We start from the raw sequence: 22,938 nt of genomic DNA, 5'->3' as shown, positions 1-22,938 counted from the left end.
GCGATAACGATTGAATTACAGGTCTTTCCAGTCTTCTGCTAACTTCTTTTTCAATGAATAGTTGGTAAGGTCGAACTGTACAGGTACGATGGAGGCATAATTATTTTCCAGCGCCCAAACGTCTGTATCGTCTCCACTATCGCGGTTTTTGAACTCACCTGTCAACCAGTAATATTTTTTCCCATGAGGATCCCGGCGTTCATCAAATTCCTCCACCCATTTAGCATCTGCCTGGCGGCTCATTCTAAGCCCTTTAAACTCTTTTTTGCTAACCACGGGAATATTCACATTAAACAGTGACCCGGCAGGCAAATCAGATTCCAGCATCTTTTTGGTTACTTTATGCGCAATTTCCTTTGGCAAGGAGAAATCGGCCTCGTAACTATATTCAAGATAAGAAAAACCAACAGACGGAATTCCTTCAATGGCAGCCTCCATAGCGGCCGACATAGTACCGGAATAAATCACATTGATAGAGTGATTAGCTCCGTGATTGATCCCGCTTACGCAAATATCCGGTTTACCATGCAATATTTTATCCCTTGCGAGCTTTACACAGTCGACAGGCGTACCTGAACATTGCCAGGCTTCAATTCCTTCAAAGATATCGACCTCATTCAACCTTAAAGGCACTCCTATTGTAATAGCATGCCCCTTGCCCGATTGTGGACTATCCGGCGCCACTACTACTATCCTGCCCAATGATTTCACCGCTTCAATCAATGCACGAATTCCCGGGGCGGTAATCCCATCATCGTTTGTTACCAGTATTACAGGTTCCTTCTTTGTCATCTCACTAAATTATCTTTCTTTACAAATTTAAGAGCAATATCAGAGATTTTGCTTTAAAAGAATGTAAAATATATCTATACCCCTATAAATCGTATTTCATTACCCTCCTGAAAACCAAGTAAATACCCAAAACAATATACAATAACATAACACCAACGTAAATGTATGTAGGATACTGATCGGTACTGATCACCAGATTTTGAGAAGGGAAAGGCAGTAATTCATCCCCACTTTGTAATGGGAACAGGCTACCGATTTTTCCGATATATTTTTTGATCAGGAAAGAAAACAGCTGATCAAGCATTATTACATAAGCAAAAAAGAGAATAATGCCCATTCCGGCCCTTCGTGTGAAGATAGCTATTACCAGTGCAATGGTAAGCATAACAAGTACCTGCATGAAATAATAGAGCATATATTCAAAGCCTGAAAAGCTAAGCGGCTTTCCACCATAAATCAACCCTATCAGCATTGCCGAAATCGTTGCCTGTAACAAGGTTACTATCGCTAAAAAGAAAACCCAGAATAATTTCGACCATACAAATTCCTTTCTTTCCCATCCATCTATTACATTTTGCCGGTTTGTACGGAAGGAGTATTCATTAGTAACTAAAATGATCAGTAGAAATCCTGGAACCTGAGAGTAATAGCTGTCTATTACCGCCATCAAACGCCAAACATCAGGGAAACTAAATGGACTGCCAGCCATCTTGGCCAACATTTTCAGGTTGCCGGTAATGATTTCAGCCAATAAAAAATTGCCGGCCGGGATAATTATTAACATCAACCCTATCATAATCCAAAAAGTACGATAGGTTTTCACTTTCAGCCATTCTGTATAGATAATTGATTTCATGCCTTAGGGTTATTAGTAATTTCAAGAAAAGCTGTTTCCAGGCTTTTTTTACGGACTTGCAGAAAGGTGAGCCAGCAATTATGCTCAGCGCAATATCGGTTGATAGCTGCGGGATCTATTGCTATATTGAATTGGGCTCTGAGGGTATTTGACAATAAATCCACAGCCGTACATCCCGGGTATGCCTGCATTATCTGAAACAGGTGATTCATATCTGCGGCCGCCATCTCGAGGAAATCGTTTCTGGCAATCACTTCATTTACAGGTCCGGAAATCAGTAATTTCCCGGTTTGCAGGATCGCAACATGAGTACATACTTTTTCCACTTCATCCAGTAAATGGCTGGCCAGGATGATTGTTTTGCCACTTGCAGATAATTGGTGGATCAATTCCCTTACTTCAGCAATCCCGGCAGGATCGAGGCCATTGGTAGGTTCATCGAGGATCAGCACATCCGGATCACCCAATAAAACGTTAGCTATGGCCAATCGTTGTTTCATACCTAAAGAATAGGTTTTGAAGGCATCGTTTTTTCTGTTGAGCAGTCCGGTAACCTTCAGCACTCTGTCTATATCTTCTTTGCCATGTTTCTTAATGGTAGCAGTAATTTCCAGGTTTTTGTAGGCACTGAGATAGTGGTAGAAATTAGGAGTTTCCAATAATGTTCCGATTTGCTGTCGTTCTTTGGCAGTAGGGGGTTTATCGAATAACTGAAAGCTTCCGCTGTTTGCTTTCAATACATCTGTTACAATTCCCAGCAAGGTAGTTTTTCCACTACCGTTAGGCCCCAGGATACCAAATACACTACCGGCAGGTACACTGAAGGAGACATCCGATAATGCCTGTAGGGAGCCATATTTTTTGGAGATATTGTTTAAGGTAAGAATTGGCATCGGATAGTAATTTTTAGCATAAAAAAAGGGAAATGCAGTAAATGATCTTATGGCTAATCACTCTACATTTCCCTTTAAAAAAACTGGTAAAAGTTAGTTTCTGATTGGTCTACCTGTTTTAATCACGCTTTGCAGGCGTTCCAATGTTTTACGCTCACCGCATAAACTGAGGAAAGCCTCTCTTTCGAGATCCAACAGGTATTGTTCGCTTACCAATGATGGTTCGGTGAGGTCACCGCCGCACATTACATAAGCCAGTTTATTCGCCACTTTCTGATCGTGTTCAGAAATATAGTTACCAAACTTCATTGCATATACGCCAGAGAGTAATGCACCTAATGCACTACGGCCCATTACCTTAATATCGGTTCTTTCTACCGGGCGGGTATATCCTTCGTCTGCTATTGCAATGACGCTCTTCTTGGCGTCGGCAATCAGGCGGCCCGGGTTCATTGTAATTTCATCATGACCTTTGCGCAAAACACCCATATCGTAGCCTTCGAAACCGCTGGTAGCCACCTTTGCAGTAGCTACGGTCATGAAGTAGTCTTTTAACGGTTCTTCTTCGATACGGCCAGGTTTAAATTCGAGGCTTGCACGGAGGGTCATTTCTTTAGTACCGCCACCACCAGGGATCAGCCCAACACCTAGTTCTACTAATCCGATATAGGTTTCAGCAGCAGCCTGCACTTTATCTGCATGCAATGCCATTTCGCAACCACCACCCAGTGTAAGTGCATGTGGCGCCACCACAACGGGAATAGAGGAATAGCGCAGGCGCATAGTACTACGCTGGAATAGTCTGATAGCCATATCCAGTTCGTCGAACTCCTGTTCGGCAGCCAACATGAATATCATTCCAACATTAGCACCTGCAGAAAAGTTAGTGCCTTCATTGGCAACTACCAATCCGCGGAAGTCTTTCTCTGCCCTGTCGATGGCTTTATTGAGGCCATCCAGCACTTCTCCTCCGATGGTATTCATCTTTGTTTTCCAATCGAAACATACAACACCGTCGCCTATGTCAATTAAGCTACAAGCACTGTTCTTCCAGACAACATTATTGGAGTAATTCTCCAGAATAATGAAGTCGCCTTCTCCAGGTAACTGTTTGTAGGTTTGGGTAGTAATATCGTAGTATAATTTTTTTCCGTTTTCAATTTTGTAGAAAGATGAAATGCCTTTGACGAGCATATCTTTCACCCATTGAGCAACGGTTAAACCTTTTTCTTCAATTAGTTTTACGGAAGTTTCCACTCCTAAAAGATCCCATGATTCGAATGGCCCGATTTCCCAACCGAAACCAGCTTTCATGGCATCATCAACTTTATAGAGGTCATCCGCAATTTCCGGAATTCTGTGAGATACGTAGGAGAACAGATAAGCATGGAAGCTGCGATAGAATTCACCCGCTTTATCTGTTGCAGCGGCAAGCATTTTGATACGTTTCTTCAGATCTTCTACTGGTTTGGCGGCATCTATACTTGCGAAACGGGCCTTTTGTTTAGGTCCGTATTCCATTGTCTGTAAGTTGAGCGTTAAGATCTCTTTACTACCGCCTTCCCCTTTTGTTTTCTTGTAGAAGCCCTGGCCGGTTTTATCGCCCAGCCAATTGTTTTCTACTACTTTTTGCAGGAAAGGAGGAATTTGGAAGATGCCGATAGCTTCATCCTGCGGGCAATTATCCATTACTCCTTTAGCCACTCTTACGAGAGTATCTATACCCACAACATCGGCTGTACGAAATGTAGCGGATTTTGGCCGGCCGATTACTGGTCCGGTTAATGAATCAATTTCATCGATACCTAATCCCATTTCCTGCATGATATGGAAAATAGCCATGATAGAAAATACACCTACCCTATTGGCAATAAATGCAGGAGTATCTTTACACAGTACTGTTGTTTTCCCAAGATATAAATCCCCGTAATGCATGAGAAAATCTATTACTGCAGGATCGGTATGTGGAGTTGGTATAATTTCTAATAAACGGAGGTAACGAGGAGGATTGAAGAAGTGAGTACCGCAGAAATATTTCTGGAAGTCGGCACTTCTGCCTTCCGTCATCAGGTGAATAGGAATACCGGAAGTGTTGGAAGAGATTAGTGTTCCTGGCTTTCTAAATTTTTCGACCTGTTCAAAAACAGTTTTCTTAACATCAAGATTCTCAACAACTACTTCAATGATCCAATCTACCTCGGCGATACGTTTCATATCGTCGGTAAAATTCCCTGTTTGAATACGTTTTACAACGTCTTTGGTATATACTGGTGAAGGGTTTGATTTTATTGCGGCCTGCAGCGCATCGTTCACAATCCGGTTCTTCACAGCGGGATTATCTAGCGTAAGATTTTTTTTCTTTTCAGCATCGTTCAGTTCTTTCGGTGCTATGTCCAGCAGTAAAACCTGAACGCCAATACCTGCAAAATGACAGGCTATTCTTGATCCCATTACTCCCGAGCCTAAAACGGCTACTTTGTTGATGTGTCTTTGCATAGCTTTATTGACTTTTAACCTATCCTTGAATTTAGGACTTTTTTCTACGCAAATAGTAAAGAAAGGGTTAAAGTTTCTTGCAAAAGAGTAAAGAATGTCAAGAAGCTAGGAATTTAGGCTTCGCTAATTTTCATTATATGAAAATTAACATGATGATATTCATTGATTTGATATTAACGGAATAGCCAATATAACACCACCATTATCAGTATTAAAAGCAAAGAAAGCACTTTGTAATTGGCTATCCCTGGCCAACCTTTATCCCGTAAAGGCGCCAAAGGACTCTCCCAATAGAGCTTACTACTTGCAGCAGTATGCTGCATTGGATAAACGAAAGATAGCGTCACCTGTAAGAATACACAGGCCAGAAACAGGTAAAATGCAATTAACAATGCAGGAACATTCAGCGGATAGATCTTTCCCACAAAATAAACTGTGGCTCCCAGCAGCGACCCAATCCATAAGGTATATTGCGCGGCCCTGGCTGAAGCCTTCTTCCAGAAGATGCCTAACAGAAATACACAGGTTATTGGTGGCGCAATATGTGATATAACGTCATTAATCCCTATAAAAAGACTTTCATACCTATTTAATAAAGGCAAGAGTCCAATAGAGAGCAATAAGGCCAGTACTGCGGCAATTCTGCCTACTGTAACCAGCTTACTGTCTGTTGCCTGTGGTTTATTTCTTTTATACAGATCGTAACTAACCAATGTGGCTATTGAGTTCAATGCTCCGGAAATCTGGCTCATAAGTCCGGATATCAAGGCTGCCACCAACACGCCAACCAATCCTTTGGGTACTAACCGGGTGATCATCACCGAATAAATTCCTTTGGTATGCAGCTGGCCGTCTGCCTGCCGTAATACTTCCAGATCCAGGGTTCCCTGCTTGTACAGCACATAAGCAAACAAACCAGGCAGAATAAAAATAAAAACAGGTAGAATTTTTATAAAACCACAAAACAAAGCACCAGTACGTGCATGATTTTCATCCTTAGCACCCAATACACGCTGCACAATTGTCTGATCGGCACACCAATACCAAATTCCTATAACCGGATAACCTAAAAATACAGCATACCAGGGGAGACCATTAGGATCTGATGGACCATGCAACATAGAAAGCTTATCGAGTTGCTGATTGCTGCTGAGTACTTCCAACACGGGTTTCCAGCCTCCTGCATGATGCCAGGATAAAACTGTAATAATTACAGCTCCTGCCAGCAAAACAATGGTTTGTACTGTTTCCGTTACCACAACAGCTCTAAGTCCACCTACCACGGTATAAGCACCGGTTACCACTGCAATAGCAATTATACTGGTAAACATATCAATGCCAAACAGGGTTTCCAGTACAATTCCACCAGCCAAAAATGAAAAAGCAATGTGTATAACTATAGCCGATACAACTGAAATTAATGCCAGCCAATCGCGGCAGGCGCGATTATAACGTTGTTCAAGAAAATCAGGCAGGGTAGCAACTTCCGATCGAATATAGAATGGTACAAAAAATAGTGCAAGTAATATTAATGTGAAAGCAGCCATCCACTCAAAATTCCCGGCCAGTAGCCCCGAATCAAATCCGCTCTGTGCAAGGCTAACCAGGTGAAGGCAAGATATATTGGTAGCAAATAATGCCATGCCTATTATCGGCCACTTTAAGGTTTTTCCGGCAAGGAAGTATTCCCCGGCTTCAGTCTTATTTTTTTTGCCAGACAAGCCTGCCCAAAAGCCTAATGCTACAATGAAAATAATGTAGCTGATGCTGATGATAATATCTGTGGTTGCAATCATCCTGCAAAAGAATTTATAGAAAGTAAGTCACAACTACTACCAGGTTCCTGAGGTGTTTGATAATGTCCATCAACTATAGAAGCAGGATTTACGAAATATTCGCGCAGGTGTGGAATATGTTCAAGAAATAAGGCTTCATGCCCCATACCAATATGATTAAATAATACCAGATGCTGATGTAACTGCCCCATATCGCCAACATGCGGCACAACAGGTACTCCAAATTTTTTACAAAGAAGACTTACAGTAATAAATTCACTTACTCCACCTACCCTAACAGCATCTACCTGTATAAATCCTGCACATCCGGTTTGCAAATAGTTTTTAAAAATTACTTTATTCGGAACATGCTCACCAACAGCCAGCTTTAATGGCGCCAGAGCATCAGCTAATATTTTATGTGATAGCACATCATCCGGATGTGTTGGTTCTTCTATCCAATAAGGATTAATATCCGCCAGCCTTTTACCAATAGAAATTGCCTGCGGTAAATTCCATTGCTGGTTTGCATCCACCATTACTTTAATATCCGGCCCCACTACATTTCTCACAATATTAGCTCTACGTATATCCGTATCCGGATTTCTGGAACCTACTTTTAATTTCAGCGCACGAAATCCTTTCTCTAATGCCTGTTTGCAATTTGCTTCCAATTGTTCATCGGGGTAGTTGAACCACCCGGCAGATGTATCGTAGGCAGGATATCCATTTTGAAGTATTTGTTCACGGGTATTCCGACTATCAGAAGCTTCTGCAAGCATATCGATTGCTTCTTTTCTGCTAAGCACTTCTTCCAGATAGGAAAGATCGAGTGTATTTACTAATTGTTCAGGACTCAGATTTAACAGGAGTTTCCAAAGGGGTACCTGTTGTTGTTTGGCCCACAGGTCATAACAGGCATTGGTAACAGCAGCCAGTGCGAGATGCACTACTCCTTTGTGTGGGCCTAACCATCTGAATTGTTGCTCATCAGACCGTTGCCTAAACCAATCTCCGAATGATGCCATGATCTCTGTAAGGTCTTTCCCTATTAGTTTTTCGCCATAAAATCTGGCGGCGGCACATACCAGTTCATTACCGGCGCCGAGAGTAAAAGCCAGGCCGGTTCCGCAATTGCCCTTATCATCGTATAAACAGGCTACAGTATAAGAATAAATTGGATTTTGATGTACCGCATCACTACCAGCACCGCCTTTCAATGGGAACCGGGCATCCTTTACAATTATGTTTTTGATCATTTATCTTTCGTTTATAGAGAAGTTGGGTTCTTATTTCTACATACTATGTTTATATCCCAGTTCAGCACCACCACTTACAGGCATAATACAACCAGTAACAAAACGTGCCTGATCTGATAAAAGGAAAACACATACGTCGGCTATTTCATTGGCTTCGGGGCAATAACCAAGTGCATGAATATTATTCAGATATTGCTCAATTTTGCCGGGAACAGGTTGCTCCTGGCTCCATTTGCGAAGCATTGGCGTCCATACTCCAGCCGGAGCCACAGCATTTACACGAATACCATAAGGTGCATAATCGAGGGCCATAGCCTTAGTAAGTGCACTCACGGCTCCCTTACTAGCTACATAAGCGGCATGATTATCCTGCCCTATTTCTCCTACCATACTGCTGGTATTGAGTATACAACCTTTTACAGCTTTTAGTGCTTCGAAACCAAAACGTGTAGTATAATAGATACTTCGAATATTTACATCCATAATTTCTTCCCACTCATCTTCACTGGTTTCATGTAAAGGTTTGGAAGGAGAAGCAATACCTGCATTGTTGTGAATAGCATGAAGATGACCATAGGTTTTTATCACTTGCTGAATAGCCTCTCGAATCGCATTGCTGTTTTTCAAATCTGCCAAAATAAAACTATGTGGTGAACCTAATTGGGATTGCAGCAGCTGCAAGGCAGTTTCATCTTTATCCAGTACAGCAACTATTGCTCCTTGTTGTGCATAGGCTTCTACACAAGCCTGACCAATACCAGAGGCCCCACCGGTAATCAGCACTATTTTGTCTTTCAAGCTCATTATTTCTCTTTAACGTGGATGATGGTAATCTAATGTACTTCTCCAAAAGTAAGCAGGGATTACCGAATTGCTACTGGGTATATTGACTTAAATAAACACTATCTTGACTTTATTTTCCAATTTCTATATTTTAGTATGGTAATATGAAGCCTCTTTTTGCAATACCTGGTGATAAAGCCTTAGAGCAGAGTGTTTTCCTGGTTAAGGAAATTACTCAGCCTTTCTTTTCCACTGAATTTCACTTTCATCACGAGTGCCAACTGGTATATGTAGTAGAAAGTGCCGGCCGCCGAATCATAGGAGATAATATAAGTTATTTCGACAGTGGTGAATTGATCTTTGTAGGGTCGGGTACTCCTCATGTCTGGATTAATGAACAGAAATATTTTGAAGGCAGGGATAAGTTACAGGCAAGATCTTTAGCGCTTTATATTTCTCCTGATCTTTTGACCGAACATTTATCATCATTTACCAATACTAACGCGGTTAAATCCTGGTTAAAAAAAGCCCAGCGGGGAGTACAATTTCATGGGCCTGTAAAAACGGAGATAGTAGCGCTAATGCAGCAAATGTTGCAGCAACAGGATTTGCAACAGACTATTTCCTTCATCACTTTATTACATAAAATGATGACAGCTAAAAGTTATGAATTTCTGGCCGGCACTAATTATGTAAATCCATATAACGATAAAGATCAAACCAGGATGGATGATATATTTAAGTATATTTTCCGACACTTTAAAAGGGATATTCCTTTATCTGAAATAGCTGCCATAGCAGGTATTAATGTACACTCTTTTTGCAGGTTTTTTAAGAGCAGAACACAAAAGTCATTTACCTATTTTGTAAATGAATTAAGAATAGGGTATGCTTGCAGATTATTACAGGAGAAGGAGATGTCGATGGTTGAATTATCGAATAAGTGCGGATACCGAAATACCACGCACTTTAATCGATTCTTCAAAAAAATAAAAGGTAAAACCCCTCGTGAGTATAAACGAGAGGTTTCTTCACTATAACTAAATCTTTGTTGGTATAATTTCTTTGATAGCTCCATTCACCCGCACTTTCACTTTCTGATTGTTGGAGCTGCTAATCTTATAGTTGGTTACTATTCCATCTTTCCATTTAAAATCCACTAAATAGTTACCTCTTGCTTTCAGACCTTTGATTTCTCCACCTGCTTTCCAGGCATCAGGTAAGGCAGGCAAAATATCAATAAAACCAGCATGGCTTTGCAATAACATTTCAGCGATCGCTGCTGTTCCGCCAAAGTTACCATCGATCTGAAAAGGGGGACCGGCAGAAAACATATTAGGATAGATTCCGCCGCCCGGGCCATAGTTTATATCAGTATTATAGGTTGGTTTGATTAGCCCTGCGAATAATTTAAATGCCCTGTTGCCATCATGCAATCTTGCCCAGAATAATTGTTTGTAGGCAATAGACCAGCTGGGGCCATCATCGCCTCGCACATTGAGCGACTTTTTGCAGGCTTCTGCCAATTCAGGTGTGGCTTCAGGAGTAATGAGCGATGCGGGATATAATCCGTACAAATGTGAAATATGGCGATGAGTGGGTTCAGTTTCCTTATATTCTTCCAACCATTCCATTAATCTTCCATCCTTTCCAATCATTCCTGCAGGTGGTAATTCTTTTAGTCTTTGTTCCAATGTAGCTGCAAAGGCTGCATCATTCCCAAGTGTTTTAGCTGCAGTGATCACATTCATGAATAGCTCTCTGATGATCTGATTATCGATTGTAGGACCGTTGCAAATACTTGAATGTTTACCATTTGGCAGATAGAAGGAATTTTCGGGAGATGAAGAAGGAGAAGTAACCAACCATCCTGTTTTATCATCTTTTACAAGGATGCTATTATAAAAAGCCGCAGACCCTTTAAGCACAGGGTAAATATCGGCCAGATACTTTTTATCGTTTGTAAAAGCATAATGTTCCCAAAGATTATTACACAACCAACCCGAACCAGATTTTGTAATTCCCCATGAAGCACTTTCACCAGGTTCTGTGAATCCCCATACATTGGTAATCACATGCGCAACCCAACCTTCTGCATTATAATATGCTTTGGCAGTTCTTTGTCCTGGCTCCACCAATCCTTTAACCAGCGCTGCAAGAGGTAGATTAAGCTCTGCCAGGTTGCTTACTTCCACCGGCCAATGATTCATCTGTACATTTACATCGAGATGGTAATCGCCATTCCACGGTGTTTGTATCTGGTTGGCCCATAATCCCTGTAAATTAGGAGGCAGCAAACCCAAACGGGTACTGCTGATACTTAAATATCTTCCAAACTGATAAAACAATACCGGCAATCCGTTATCTGCAGCAGGCGCGGTGTGAAAGTTCAGCATCCGTTTATCTGTAGGCACATCTATCGCAGAATTTCCTGTTATAGATACATTAACGCGATTGAACAAACGTTGGTAAGCCAGAATATGTTTATTTCTCTGCTTTGCATAATCCTGCTTCAATGCATCTGCCATCAGGCGCTGTGATTGTTCTTTATAACCCGGGTTGTTAAAATCAGTAGACGTTGATATATAAATAATAGCCTCAGTTGCATTTTCAATAATGAGTGTATCCTTCTCCGTTAGTAATGATCCACCTTTTAATTTAGTTTGTACTCTTGTGAGGTATTTCATACCAGGATTGGCATTACCGCTTTTTAGCTGGCCAGACATCCGGAGTTCCTTACCCTCCATATGTACTGTAGCATTTTCTGGTCTGCCAATCGCGATTCTGCAATTAAGCTTCCCGGCTTTATCTGCTTTGAGCAGAACTACGGCAACATCGCCATTAAAATCAGTAAAATATTCGCGCGAATAATTGACACCATTTAACTGATAGTTGGTTGTAGCAACTGCATCATTTAATGATAAAGTACGTTTATAGTTGGTGGCTGTACCTGAAGTAGTATAATCGAGATATAATTCACCTAACATTTGAAAACATCCGAAAGGCACATCTGCCGAACCTTTGCCAGTGCAAACAAATGATTTATCCATTAATGCCTGTGCTTCATCATTTCTTCCATCTTTAATCAGCTGTCTGATAGCCGGCAATTGTTTGTACGCCTCATAATTGTTTGCATCCTGAGGAGCACCAGACCAAAGAGTAATATCATTCAACACAATCTTCTCCCGGTTCACGCCACCATCTGGTGTCATACCTAAACGTCCATTTCCTAATGGCAATGTTTCTTCCCAAACCTTAGCAGGTTTATTGTACCAGAGCTTTAATGTTTTTTCCTGTGCGATGCTTGTTTCCGGCCACAGAAAGGCTGAAACTATAATCAGAACGAGATACCGTAAAGAAGATTGCTGTTGAATCATTATGCTTTATTATTTATTTATAAACTGGATTCTGGATCAAGATCCCATTATTTTTATCAATTTCCGACTGTGGAAGTGGCCACTGGTAAAATTTGTCCTCGAAGTGGTAAGCAACTACTCCATCTTTCACATTATTCAATACCTGACCTGCAATATGCCATCTACGGAGGTCATAGTATCTCAACCCCTCAAATGCAAGCTCAATACGTCTTTCATGCCTGATTCTCTCGCGCATTTCTTCTTTACTCAGGTTAGCAGGATATTCCGGCATATTTACTCTTGCTCTCAGATCTTTCATGGCTTTGTATACGGTAGCATCAGCACCAGCTATTTCATTCTGTGCTTCAGCATACATCAGTAGTATTTCACCTAGCCTGAATACTACAGCATTCTGCTGACTTAAAGTAGAAAAACCATATGGAATATTTTCAGGAACCAGGAATTTTAATACCCCATACCCTGTTGGTCGGCTATTAGAAGGAGTATGTACTTTACCACCTCCAAAATCCGGATGATCTACAAATACCGTTTTAGCCAATCTTGGATCTCTGTTCTTGAATGGAGCAGAAGCATCAGTAAGCGGAGAAACACCCCATGGCAGGCCATCGGTACACTCAAATGCATCTACAAAATTTTGTAATGGGCTGGCTACTAACCAGTCGCCATAATACATATCCCATGGAGCAGTATTATTTGGCGCCAGGAAATTCACAGAAAAGATAATTTCAGGATTATTCTTTTGAGAAGCATCCCGAAAAATGTCTTCAAATTTAGCACTCAATGTATATGACTTTTGAATCTCGATGGTAAGATCTCTTACCTGCTTCAATATTTCGATATCCGGAGTACCGGTTTTTCCATAAGCTACAAATAAGAGAATGCGGGCTTTCAATGCCTGAGCTGATGTTACAGCTGCATGCCCTGTATTCTGAGGATACGGAGTAGCATTCAGATTCGCTATACTGAAATCGAGATCTGTCATGATCTGCTTTAAAACATCGGCAGCAGCAACCTTTGGCTGGAACTGAGTTTCAAGTGTCAACGGCTCTAATACCAATGGCACATCCCCATACATCTGATATAGTTCCCAGTAGTAAAAAGCTCTTAAAAAGCGAACTTCAGCTTCACATTTCTTTTTGTCTTCGTCCGAGAAATCATTTTTCTGATAAGCCGCCATCTGTTTTAAAAACAGATTTACTCTGGCGATTGCGGTATAGCTATCGTTATACATACCACTAATATAGCCACCGGTGGAAGGGCTTATACTTCCGGCAACAATTTCTCTGGCTGCTCCTGAATTGTGCTGGGCAAATCCGTTATCTGTAAAGCAATCCCACACAGGAATTTCTACGGCCCATTCAGCAGCCTGCAAAGAGGCATAACAAGCAGTCAGGGCTTTATCAAAATCTCCACGGCTTTTCCAGAAGGTACCAGAGGAGATTTTATCTTCCGGATTCATATTCAAACTTTTGGTACAACCAATGAATATGGTTCCTATTAATATTATTGAGAGATACTTATGCATTTTCATAACCATGGAATTAAAACTTGACATTGATACCGAAGGAATAGATCTTATTCTGAGGATACTGAACAAAATTACCGCTGCTGTAACGTTCAGGGTCTAAGCCTTTGTATTTGGTAGCAGTAAACAGATTGTCGCCCGAGAAATAAACACGCAGAAAATCTATACCAACGCGGCGTGTAACCGTTACCGGTAATGTATAACCGATAGTGAGATTTTTCAGACGTAAATAAGAGGCATCCTGTAAGTAGTAAGAAGAAGCACGACGCACCCTGTCTGGCGCATTCCAACCCCAATAGATCCTTGGCATAGTGGTAGAGTGGTTGGTTTCGGTCCACCTGTCGCGCCAATCAGTAGTTGGAGGGGCTCCCTGTACAAATGGAATTGTTCCCCATTCGCTCACATAGAATTTCACATTATTCACACCCTGAGCCATTGCAGACAAATCGAACCGGTTCCATTGTAGAGCCACTCTTAAAGAGTAGTTTAGTGCAGGATAGTTGCCCGACATAGTAACTCTATCCAGATCATTAATCACACCATCACCATTCTGATCTTTATATTTCAGATCACCAGGTACAGTGGCATCATTAAATTGTTTAGGAGAGTTTTTGATTTCATCTTCAGACTGGAATATTCCAATTTGCTCCAGCATGTAATAGGCATTATATTCCTGTCCTTCCTGGCGAATGCGGTATCCATCTATCTGGCGCGGGCCAAAGCTTACCAGTTTATTTTTGTAATGTTCCAAGGTACCGCCAATAGTATAGCTAAGGCCTTTCAGTGCACCTTGCTGAACTAAATGATTGTATGCTAATCCTAATTCTATACCTGTATTATCCAACGTTCCATTATTGATAGTTGGAGGTTGTAGACCTACTGCCGCAGTAACCTGAGCATTGGCTAAGATATCAGTAGTGCGTTTTTTATACCAGTCGGCTGTAATATTCCATCCTTTCAACACATCGATATCAATTCCTATATCACTGATAGTAGTTGTTTCCCAACGAATACCTGGGTTGGCTAATTGTTCCTGTGCTACACCGGTATTAAGAGTGGCATCGTCAAAAGAATAATTACCGGTGAAGCTAAGAATAGATTGATAAGGATAGTTACCAATGTTCTGATTTCCCAGCTTACCCCAGCTACCACGTAGTTTCAGGTTATCTAACCAGCTAAGCTGAAGGTTTTTCATAAATGACTCCTCTGTTACTCTCCAGGCTGCTGAGAAAGACGGGAAAGCGGCCCAACGGGAAGCAGGTGTTAAACGTGAAGATCCATCATATCTTAAATTCGCTTCCAACAGATACCGGTCTTTAAAATTATAATTGAGTCGACCGAAATAAGACATTAGTGCCCATCCATTTTTTGTACCATTGGCATATTGGATAGAAGGGCTTCCGGCATCTAATTGTCTGAGATCATCAGTAGGGAAGTTTTTACGCGCCGCTTTCAGATATTGATAAGTACTGCTTTCGTTATTGTAACCAGCCATTAGTTTAAAATTATGGCCATTGAAAGAGCGTTCGTAGTTTAAATAGGAATAAAGGTTGGTATAGATATTTTGTTGATCCTGCATTTCCAGACCACCACCCAGATCGAGGGTTGTCATAAATTCATTTGTTTTGAAATTATACAACTGTAAAGGGGGTCTGAAATCGTTATATTTATCGAAGGCTGCATTCACAGCCGCTTTAGTATACCAGCTAAGATGTTTGGTTATTTGTACTTCAAACCAGCCTTGTGCATTTACAGCATAATCGTCGGTATTATGATTGATTTTGCCGTCGAGTAATGCAATAGGATTTTTGTTATTGTATTCAAAATCATATGCCTTGTAAGTATATCTGCCACTGCCATCAGCTAGTTTTGGAGAGTAAGTTGGAGCCTGTGCCATGGCAGACAGGAACATATCTTCAGCCCCGAATACAGGAGCTTCTTTCTTACCTGATTTCAACGCTATATTTGCTCCGAACCTGATAGCCTTATTTACTTGTGAAGTGATATTCAGGCGGGCATTGTATTTTTTATAATTAAATCCCTTCATAATCCCCTGCTGATCTACATACCCAATAGAGGCATTATAGGTAGTACCATTACGTCCACCACTAAACGAAAGATTATGATTTTGAGTTGGAGCTGTCTGGAAGATCAGGCTAAGCCAATCGGTATTCGGATAGAGATTGTGATCAGTCGCATTTCTATAAAGATCGATCTGATCCTGAGGATACAATCCGTTATTCAATCCCGAATTGATACGGGCTTCATTATACAACTCCATATATTCGGCTGAATTGGTAATGAGCTTGAACAATTTTGTTGGTTTATAAATGCCGTAATTACCATCATATTGAACCACCATTTTGCCTTCGGTTCCTTGTTTGGTAGTTACCAGAATTACGCCGTTAGCAGCACGAGCCCCATAAATTGAAGCTGAAGCCGCATCTTTCAGGACAGAAATATTTTCAATGTTGTTAGGATTCAGATCTGTGAGTTTTCCTTCTACCCCATCTATCAGTACGAGTGGGTCTACACCCGCGCCGCTGTAGGTACCGGTTCCGCGGATGCGGATTGATACCCCTTCATTACCTGGTTCACCAGTGCTTTGTACTACCTGTACACCGGCCATGGTTCCCTGTAGCATGGCAGCTGGGTTAGTAACTGGTCTGGTAAGGAGGTCGGACCCTTTCACCGTTGCTACAGCACCCGTAAGATTTACTTTTTTCTGAGTACCATATCCTACCACTACTACTTCATCAAGAGCTTTTGTATCGACTTCCATTATAACGTCGATGGACGTACGATTATTTACCGGAATCGTTTGAGGCTTAAAGCCATAGGCAGTGAAAAGCAAGGTGGCATTAGCGGAGGCAGTGATCTTAAAATACCCGGCAGCATCTGAAGTGGCACCTGTAGTAGTGCCTTCTACCCTAATAGTAGCACCTGGTATAGGATTACTTTTGTCATACACCCGCCCCTGAATGGTAACAGGTGACTGTGCATACAATACCTGGGAAAGCAACAGGCCCAGGAGAATTGCAAATAGTGACAAACCGTAATGGTGTAGCCACTTTCGTGGAACTGGTAATAGCATTGTGGTTGATTTAAATTTTTTCAAAAACGTGAATTATCCTACCTGTGAATAATCCTTTGGATTTTTTATTGGCAATACGTCTGATTGTGGAAATGTATGAGATACGTTTATTCCGTGGAACACTAAGTTTGATTGTACGATTCCAAAATTAAGAGCAGAAGCAAATCAAGCAGCCGAGGAAATTGACTTAAATCAACACTATTTTGACTTTATTTAGATTATATACTATTCATGACAGGTAATCTGATGCGGTTACGGAGAATTCATCACACAAAAAAGGTCGCAGTGGGAAGCTGCGACCTTTTAATATTTAGCTCATTGATTACTCAACTTACTCCACTACCAGGCTTTACAGCCTCAGCTGGATTAACAAAAACCAGTTTGCCATTATCTTCAGCCATCAGGATCATTCCCTGGCTTTCGATACCTCTCATCTTACGAGGAGCAAGGTTAGCAACTAAAGTCACTTGTTTGCCTACTATATCTTCAGGGTTGAAATGCATAGCGATACCTGAAACAACTGTGCGTTTCTCTGTTCCGATATCTACCAGCAGTTTCAACAATTTGTCTGCTTTTTCAACTTTCTCTGCCTGTAAAATTGTACCAACGCGGAGATCCAGTTTGGCGAAATCATCGAATTGAATTTCCGGTTTAGCAGGAGCAGCTGGTTTTTCTTCAGCTACCGGAGCAGGTGCATTTGCAGCAGCAGCCGCTAATACCTCTTTCTTAGTTTCAGCCAATTTTTCCAATTGTTTATTTATAATAGAATCATCAATCTTGCTAAACAAAATTTCTGAAGGGCGTAATGAATAACCTACTTTCAATAAATTACTTGCACCAGCATTTTCCCACTCCAGCATCTTATCCACCACTTTAAACATATGACACATTTTCTTAGCAGTAAATGGCAGGAATGGATTAACCAGAATAGCCAGATTAGCTGCTAATTGCAGACAAACGTGCAGGCAGATATCAATTCTCTTCTGAAGCATTTCGATATCTGCTTCAGTATATTTTTCATGGGTCTCGCCTTTCTTAATTTTTTCTATAGCCTTAGCAAGAATCCATGGTTCATTCACCTGCATGTACTTATTACCTACAGAGGAAAAAGCCATTACTTCAGATAATCCTTCCCTGAATTTATAGGCTTCCAGGGCATTTTCAACCTTTTCCTTAGCAAATTTAAACGAGGCAACGGTTTCCCTATCATAATCTGTTATCAGATCGGGATGTAAAGGAGGTACCTTACCACCGCAAAGTTTATGCATTAACACCATAGTACGGTGTACGAAGTTGCTGAGGTTATCGGCTAGTTCGTTATTGTTTCTTGCCTGAAAATCCTTCCAGGTAAAGTCATTATCCTTGGTTTCAGGAGCGGTGGCAGTGAGCACATATCGCAGAATATCCTGTTGGTCAGGGAAATCCTGGATATAATCGTTTACCCACACAGCCCAGTTACGGGAGGTAGAGATCTTATCACCTTCCAGGTTTAGGAATTCGTTTGCCGGAACGTTGTCTGGCAGTACGAATCCACCATGTGCTTTCAGCATCGCAGGGAAAATAATACAGTGGAAAACTATATTATCTTTTCCGATGAAGTGCACGAGTTTAGTATCTTCTTTACACCAGTAATCGGCCCAGTTTTCTGTCAGTTCCTTGGTAGCAGAGATGTAGCCAATCGGGGCATCAAACCATACGTACAGTACTTTACCTTCAGCATCCTTTAAAGGAACCTGAATACCCCAGTTGCTGTCGCGGGTCATAGCTCTTGGATGCAGGCCACTATCCAGCCAGCTTTTACACTGTCCGTAAACGTTATTTTTCCATTCTTTATGGCCTTCCAGTAACCATTCATTCAGCCATGGCTCGTAGTTCTGCAGGGGCATGTACCAGTGCTTGGTTTTTTTCTTGATAGGCACAGCATCGCTGAGGGCGGAATGTGGGTTGATTAATTCATCCGGACTTAAGCTGTTTCCACATTTCTCGCACTGATCACCATAGGCTTTATCGTTGCCGCAATGAGGGCAGGTGCCTATGATATATCGGTCGGCCAGGAACATATTGGCTTTAGGATCGAAGTATTGTTCGGATTCTTTTTCTTCAAAAAGTCCGTCGTTATACATTTTCAGGAAGTAATCCGAAGCAGTTTTATGGTGAACCTGGTTGCTGGTACGGGAGAAGATATCGAAAGATATTCCCATAGCAGCAAAGCTATCGCCGATGATTTTGTGGTATTTGTCTACAACATCCTGTGGAGTAACCCCTTCCTTCATTGCTTTGATGGTAATAGGTACGCCATGTTCGTCGGTGCCGCAAACAAATTTTACATCGGCCTTTTTGGCGCGAAGATATCGCACATAAATATCTGCAGGGATGTAACAACCCGCCAGGTGCCCGATATGTACCGGGCCATTGGCATACGGTAATGCCGCAGTTATTAAATATCTATTAAATTTTCCCATATTCTCTTAAAGAATGCTTAAATAAACTTTAAATCAGATGATTGTTTTGGTATCACCATTACAATTTATCATCTTAGTTCAGTAAAAACTAAATTATACTAACTAATCTGCAAAGGTAAACAAAAGGTACAATGGTAAAAATTCCGCCATATTTGAAAAAGGGTGATTTGATCGGAATTACTTGTTCTAGCAGCAAAATGGAATTGCAGGCAGCCAATTACGCAGCTGAAGTTTTAACCTCATGGGGCTATAGAGTGCATCTGGGAATCACAGTAGGCACCAGCTTCCATAATTTCTCGGCACCAGACGAACTTCGGTTGGAAGAGCTCCAGGATATGTTAGATGACCCCGAAATTAAAGCTATTATTTTTGGCCGGGGAGGCTATGGAATGGTTTGTATTATAGACAAGCTAGACTTTTCCACATTCCGCAAACATCCAAAATGGCTGTGTGGATACAGTGATGTTACCACATTGCACGCTCACGTTCAGCGTCGATATCGTATTCCAACCCTCCATTCGCTGATGTGCAGTGGAATTACACCGGAAACGGTAGATAACGAATACGTTCACAGCCTGGCAGCGGCGCTTAAAGGCAAAACTTATCGTTATACCGCTACTGCACACCCTTTAAACCGCGAAGGTAAAGCAGAGGGAATACTGGTTGGAGGCAATCTTTCTATACTGGCCAATTTATCAGGAACAGCTTCACAGATCGATACAAAGGGGAAAATACTGCTGTTGGAAGACATTGGCGAATATAGGTACAATATAGACCGGCTGATGTATAACCTCAAAAGGGCCGGCTGGCTGGATAAACTGGCAGGGTTAGTAGTAGGAGCTTTTGTAGATGGAAAGGAAACCGCTACTCCATTTGGCCAGACGGAATATGAAATAATCAATAATCTGGTAAAAGATTATGATTATCCTGTCTGCTTTGGTTTCCCATCTGGCCATCAGGATGCGAATTATGCCCTGAAATTAGGCATGAAGCACGAACTTAAGATTGGTGCTAAAACAGTATTGAAAGAGATTTAATTAATCTTCCACGTCGGGAACGATTTCCAGACCATATTCGTCGGCTGTCAACACACCGGCAGTGCGAACACTTTCTATAGCCGCATTATCTGCCTGCAACTCTAAAACAGTAGTTTGTTTGTGCAGATAATCGGTTCCATAGAATTTGCCTGCTATACCTGTTTGAATACCCATGATATACTTAATTGCTTCGCAAGCCATCTGTATACCCGTTGCACCATGTGTAATACCAATAGCGCCGGCATCGAAATTACGATAGCTTTCGGCCTGTTCGGAGGCACAACGATAGGATGCAGTGAAACCGCCGTCTAATTGCGGCATATTGAAGCCGGCAAACCACGACAACCAGTTGTGTACTTCACCAATAATAAAAGGCTTATTGTGTACAATGCAGGCATCATTAACAACCAGATGAGTAGGACGGTGCTGAGAACAATCTATTACCAGGTCGAAGCCTACCAGCATCATGGCAATTGTTTCAGGTTTTACCTGCATTAAAATCGGATAATGCTTGGTATATGGGTTTACTGCCCATAAACGGCTGGCGGCCATTTTAGCCTTATGTTTCCTGACATCCTGCATCTGATAAATAGGTTGCCGGGGCATATCTTCATCATTAATCACTCCATAATCGGCAATCCCTATTACCCCAACCCCACTGGCGCTAAGATATTGAATAACAGGGCTTCCCAAGCCACCTGCACCTACTACTAAAACTCTTGCCTCTTTCAATTTTTCCTGCATAGACACACCCATGCCAGGAACTGCAATTGGCAATTTAAAATGTTGCAATTCTTTTTCGCTCAGTATCATAATTCTGCTTTAATCTTATTCCTGGGGAAATTCCAGTGTAAACTTACTGCCTTTGCCCAAAGTACTTTCAACCTTAATTTTTCCTTTGTGTGCATCTACAACTGCCTTCACATAAGTGAGCCCAAGACCAAATCCTTTTACGTTATGGACATTACCGGTATGGGCGCGGTAGAATTTTTCAAAGATACGTGAAATCGTATCTCTGCTCATTCCGATTCCATTATCAGTGATGATTATAAAGAGGCTTTTGCGGGTATTATAAGTTTGAATAACGATTTCCAGGTTGTCGGTGGAATATTTGATAGCATTATCCATCAGATTAAAGATCAGATTGGAGAAATGCACATCATCGGCCATGATAATCGGGTTAATGGCATCGAGCTGGAGGTCTACGATTCCATTTTTACTGGCAAGCTGAAGCTGTAGATTTTCGGTGGTATTGTGGATAACCGAATGAACATCAGTAGCCTGTAGCTTCATGCCTATTTCGTCTTTCTCGAGGAGGGCAGATTGCAGGATGCTTTCCACCTGTTTATTCATTCTTTTATTTTCTTCTTTGATTATACCAGAGAAGTATTCGATTTTCTGAGGCTGAGCCAGAACTTTTTCGTTTCTGATAGCGTCGATGGCCAGGGAGATGGTGGCCAAAGGCGTTTTCAGTTCGTGGGTCATGTTGTTGATGAAATCTGACTTGATTTCAGAGAGCTTTTTCTGGTTAAGCATTGTTCTTAACGTCAGAGCGAAAGCGGTAATAATGATGATTGTAAACAGGACCCCACCTGAAATCATGATACCCAGTTGTTTGGCAATGGAATCGTCTGTAGGCATGATAATAACGAGTTTTTCGGCCCTTGGGCTATAGTCGTTCTGTTCTGCCAGTGGAATTACCTGAATAAGATAGTCTTTGGTTCCTTTGAGGCTATCTTCTTCATTTTTCTCATACATTTTCACGAAGCCGGCCGACTGCATTTTTATGTTAGCGAGGTTGGAGCCGGGTACGATACCGAGAATTGCGAATTCGAATTTTGTAGAATCGAGGTGATTTTTCCTCATGTTGGTCTGGATACAACGTTTCACTTCCTGCACGGTGAAGAAGTCGCTCACCGGAGGATTAAACGGTTGGCGGTTCATATCGAAGCTGAAGCCTTTAGTTACAGGATCTTTATCCAGTTTGAACATAATGGCGGCTTGTCTGCGATACATCATATCGTTATAGACATCGTTCGACATGCTGATGGAACGTTGCAGGAGCTGATCTTTTTTGATCAGGATTGCATTTTTGATCCAGTTGTATTGGATATAGATAATCCCCAGGAGGGATAAGGTAATGAGAGTGACAATAACAGGAAAAATCCGCTTTAAAGGTATCATGTAAAAATTGATCAGGCTTAAATATCTACCAAAGATAAGCTGGAGGTAGTATTAAAATTTGTTAAAAAAGAAGCGTGAAACTGCGGCAATGATACAAAATTCCAGGCGAAACTCGCAACCATTGGTTATTCCCGCAATAGACCATCACTTTAACGTAATTTTAACTGGCCACTGCTGAATTTATTAATCCTTCTTTCATTACCTTTGCTTCAGAATCCTGGTACTAAATTTGATTAGTCAAGGATCATGACAAAGTAATTAAACTTTCTACATACATCGATGTGGATTCGTTCCATAAGCGATTTAGATTTTGGTTGATAAAATGGTAAGGAGGTTTTCTAGCCTCCTTTTTTTATTTTCTACCTCTTCCTTTCTTTTTTCCTTTATATTCAGTCATTTAGTAAA

15 protein-coding genes are annotated in these 22,938 nt (G+C 41.4%); 2 read left to right on the top strand and 13 right to left on the bottom strand.

The window, feature by feature from the left end:
- Window positions 1-15: 15 nt before the first annotated feature.
- The 7 genes from surE to DVR12_RS04510 form a co-directional block, all read right to left on the bottom strand.
- On the bottom strand, window positions 16-792 hold the full coding sequence (gene surE, locus DVR12_RS04540; protein WP_116974292.1) for a 5'/3'-nucleotidase SurE: 777 nt from the start codon (window positions 790-792) through the stop codon (window positions 16-18).
- 82 nt (window positions 793-874) lie between these two features.
- On the bottom strand, window positions 875-1,648 hold the full coding sequence (locus DVR12_RS04535) for an ABC transporter permease (protein WP_116974291.1): 774 nt from the start codon (window positions 1,646-1,648) through the stop codon (window positions 875-877).
- A complete protein-coding gene (locus tag DVR12_RS04530; RefSeq protein WP_116974290.1) occupies window positions 1,645-2,541 on the bottom strand; it encodes an ABC transporter ATP-binding protein in 897 nt (298 codons plus the stop codon). Before DVR12_RS04530 ends, DVR12_RS04535 begins: the two co-directional genes overlap by 4 nt.
- A 93-nt stretch (window positions 2,542-2,634) precedes the next feature.
- Entirely contained in the window at window positions 2,635-5,037 is a 2,403-nt protein-coding gene (locus DVR12_RS04525; protein ID WP_116974289.1) for a 3-hydroxyacyl-CoA dehydrogenase/enoyl-CoA hydratase family protein, read from the bottom strand.
- Between the two features lie 173 nt (window positions 5,038-5,210).
- The gene (locus DVR12_RS04520) at window positions 5,211-6,833 is read right to left on the bottom strand and encodes a sodium:solute symporter family transporter (protein ID WP_116974288.1); all 1,623 of its coding nucleotides are present in this window, start codon (window positions 6,831-6,833) and stop codon (window positions 5,211-5,213) included.
- Complete coding sequence (locus tag DVR12_RS04515) at window positions 6,830-8,071, bottom strand: enolase C-terminal domain-like protein (protein ID WP_116974287.1); 1,242 nt, start codon at window positions 8,069-8,071, stop codon at window positions 6,830-6,832. Before DVR12_RS04515 ends, DVR12_RS04520 begins: the two co-directional genes overlap by 4 nt.
- A 36-nt stretch (window positions 8,072-8,107) precedes the next feature.
- Window positions 8,108-8,875, bottom strand: coding sequence for an SDR family NAD(P)-dependent oxidoreductase (locus tag DVR12_RS04510; protein WP_116974286.1), 768 nt, complete (start codon window positions 8,873-8,875; stop codon window positions 8,108-8,110).
- A gap of 143 nt (window positions 8,876-9,018) precedes the next feature.
- Here DVR12_RS04510 and DVR12_RS04505 point away from each other — a divergent pair, with 143 nt between their 5' ends.
- The gene (locus DVR12_RS04505) at window positions 9,019-9,894 is read left to right on the top strand and encodes an AraC family transcriptional regulator (protein ID WP_116974285.1); all 876 of its coding nucleotides are present in this window, start codon (window positions 9,019-9,021) and stop codon (window positions 9,892-9,894) included.
- Here the strand turns inward: DVR12_RS04505 and DVR12_RS04500 are convergent, their stop codons facing one another.
- From DVR12_RS04500 to metG, 4 genes are all read right to left on the bottom strand, one after another.
- Window positions 9,895-12,231, bottom strand: coding sequence for a glycoside hydrolase family 95 protein (locus tag DVR12_RS04500; protein ID WP_116974284.1), 2,337 nt, complete (start codon window positions 12,229-12,231; stop codon window positions 9,895-9,897).
- Between the two features lie 13 nt (window positions 12,232-12,244).
- Entirely contained in the window at window positions 12,245-13,762 is a 1,518-nt protein-coding gene (locus DVR12_RS04495) for a RagB/SusD family nutrient uptake outer membrane protein (RefSeq protein WP_116975103.1), read from the bottom strand.
- Between the two features lie 10 nt (window positions 13,763-13,772).
- Window positions 13,773-16,850: a SusC/RagA family TonB-linked outer membrane protein gene (locus tag DVR12_RS04490; protein WP_116974283.1), complete on the bottom strand. Its 3,078-nt coding sequence runs from the start codon at window positions 16,848-16,850 to the stop codon at window positions 13,773-13,775.
- Window positions 16,851-17,176: 326 nt separating this feature from the next.
- On the bottom strand, window positions 17,177-19,312 hold the full coding sequence (gene metG / locus DVR12_RS04485; protein WP_116974282.1) for a methionine--tRNA ligase: 2,136 nt from the start codon (window positions 19,310-19,312) through the stop codon (window positions 17,177-17,179).
- A gap of 131 nt (window positions 19,313-19,443) precedes the next feature.
- Between metG and DVR12_RS04480 the strand changes: the two genes are divergently transcribed.
- Window positions 19,444-20,349, top strand: coding sequence for a S66 peptidase family protein (locus tag DVR12_RS04480; RefSeq protein ID WP_116974281.1), 906 nt, complete (start codon window positions 19,444-19,446; stop codon window positions 20,347-20,349).
- Here the strand turns inward: DVR12_RS04480 and DVR12_RS04475 are convergent, their stop codons facing one another.
- Together DVR12_RS04475 and DVR12_RS04470 are read right to left on the bottom strand one after the other, a co-directional pair.
- Window positions 20,350-21,162 carry a HesA/MoeB/ThiF family protein gene (locus DVR12_RS04475; protein ID WP_116974280.1) on the bottom strand — a complete coding sequence of 271 codons (813 nt, stop codon included), beginning with the start codon at window positions 21,160-21,162 and terminating at the stop codon, window positions 20,350-20,352.
- 15 nt (window positions 21,163-21,177) lie between these two features.
- Window positions 21,178-22,533 (bottom strand): sensor histidine kinase, encoded by a 1,356-nt coding sequence (locus tag DVR12_RS04470; RefSeq protein WP_116974279.1) that lies wholly within the window; start codon window positions 22,531-22,533, stop codon window positions 21,178-21,180.
- Window positions 22,534-22,938 lie beyond the last annotated feature (405 nt).

The organism is Chitinophaga silvatica, from assembly GCF_003419895.1.
GTDB classification, from domain to species: Bacteria; Bacteroidota; Bacteroidia; order Chitinophagales; family Chitinophagaceae; genus Chitinophaga; species Chitinophaga silvatica.
Note: the sequence above shows the minus strand (reverse complement) of the source record. Positions and strands in the feature narration are given on the sequence as shown.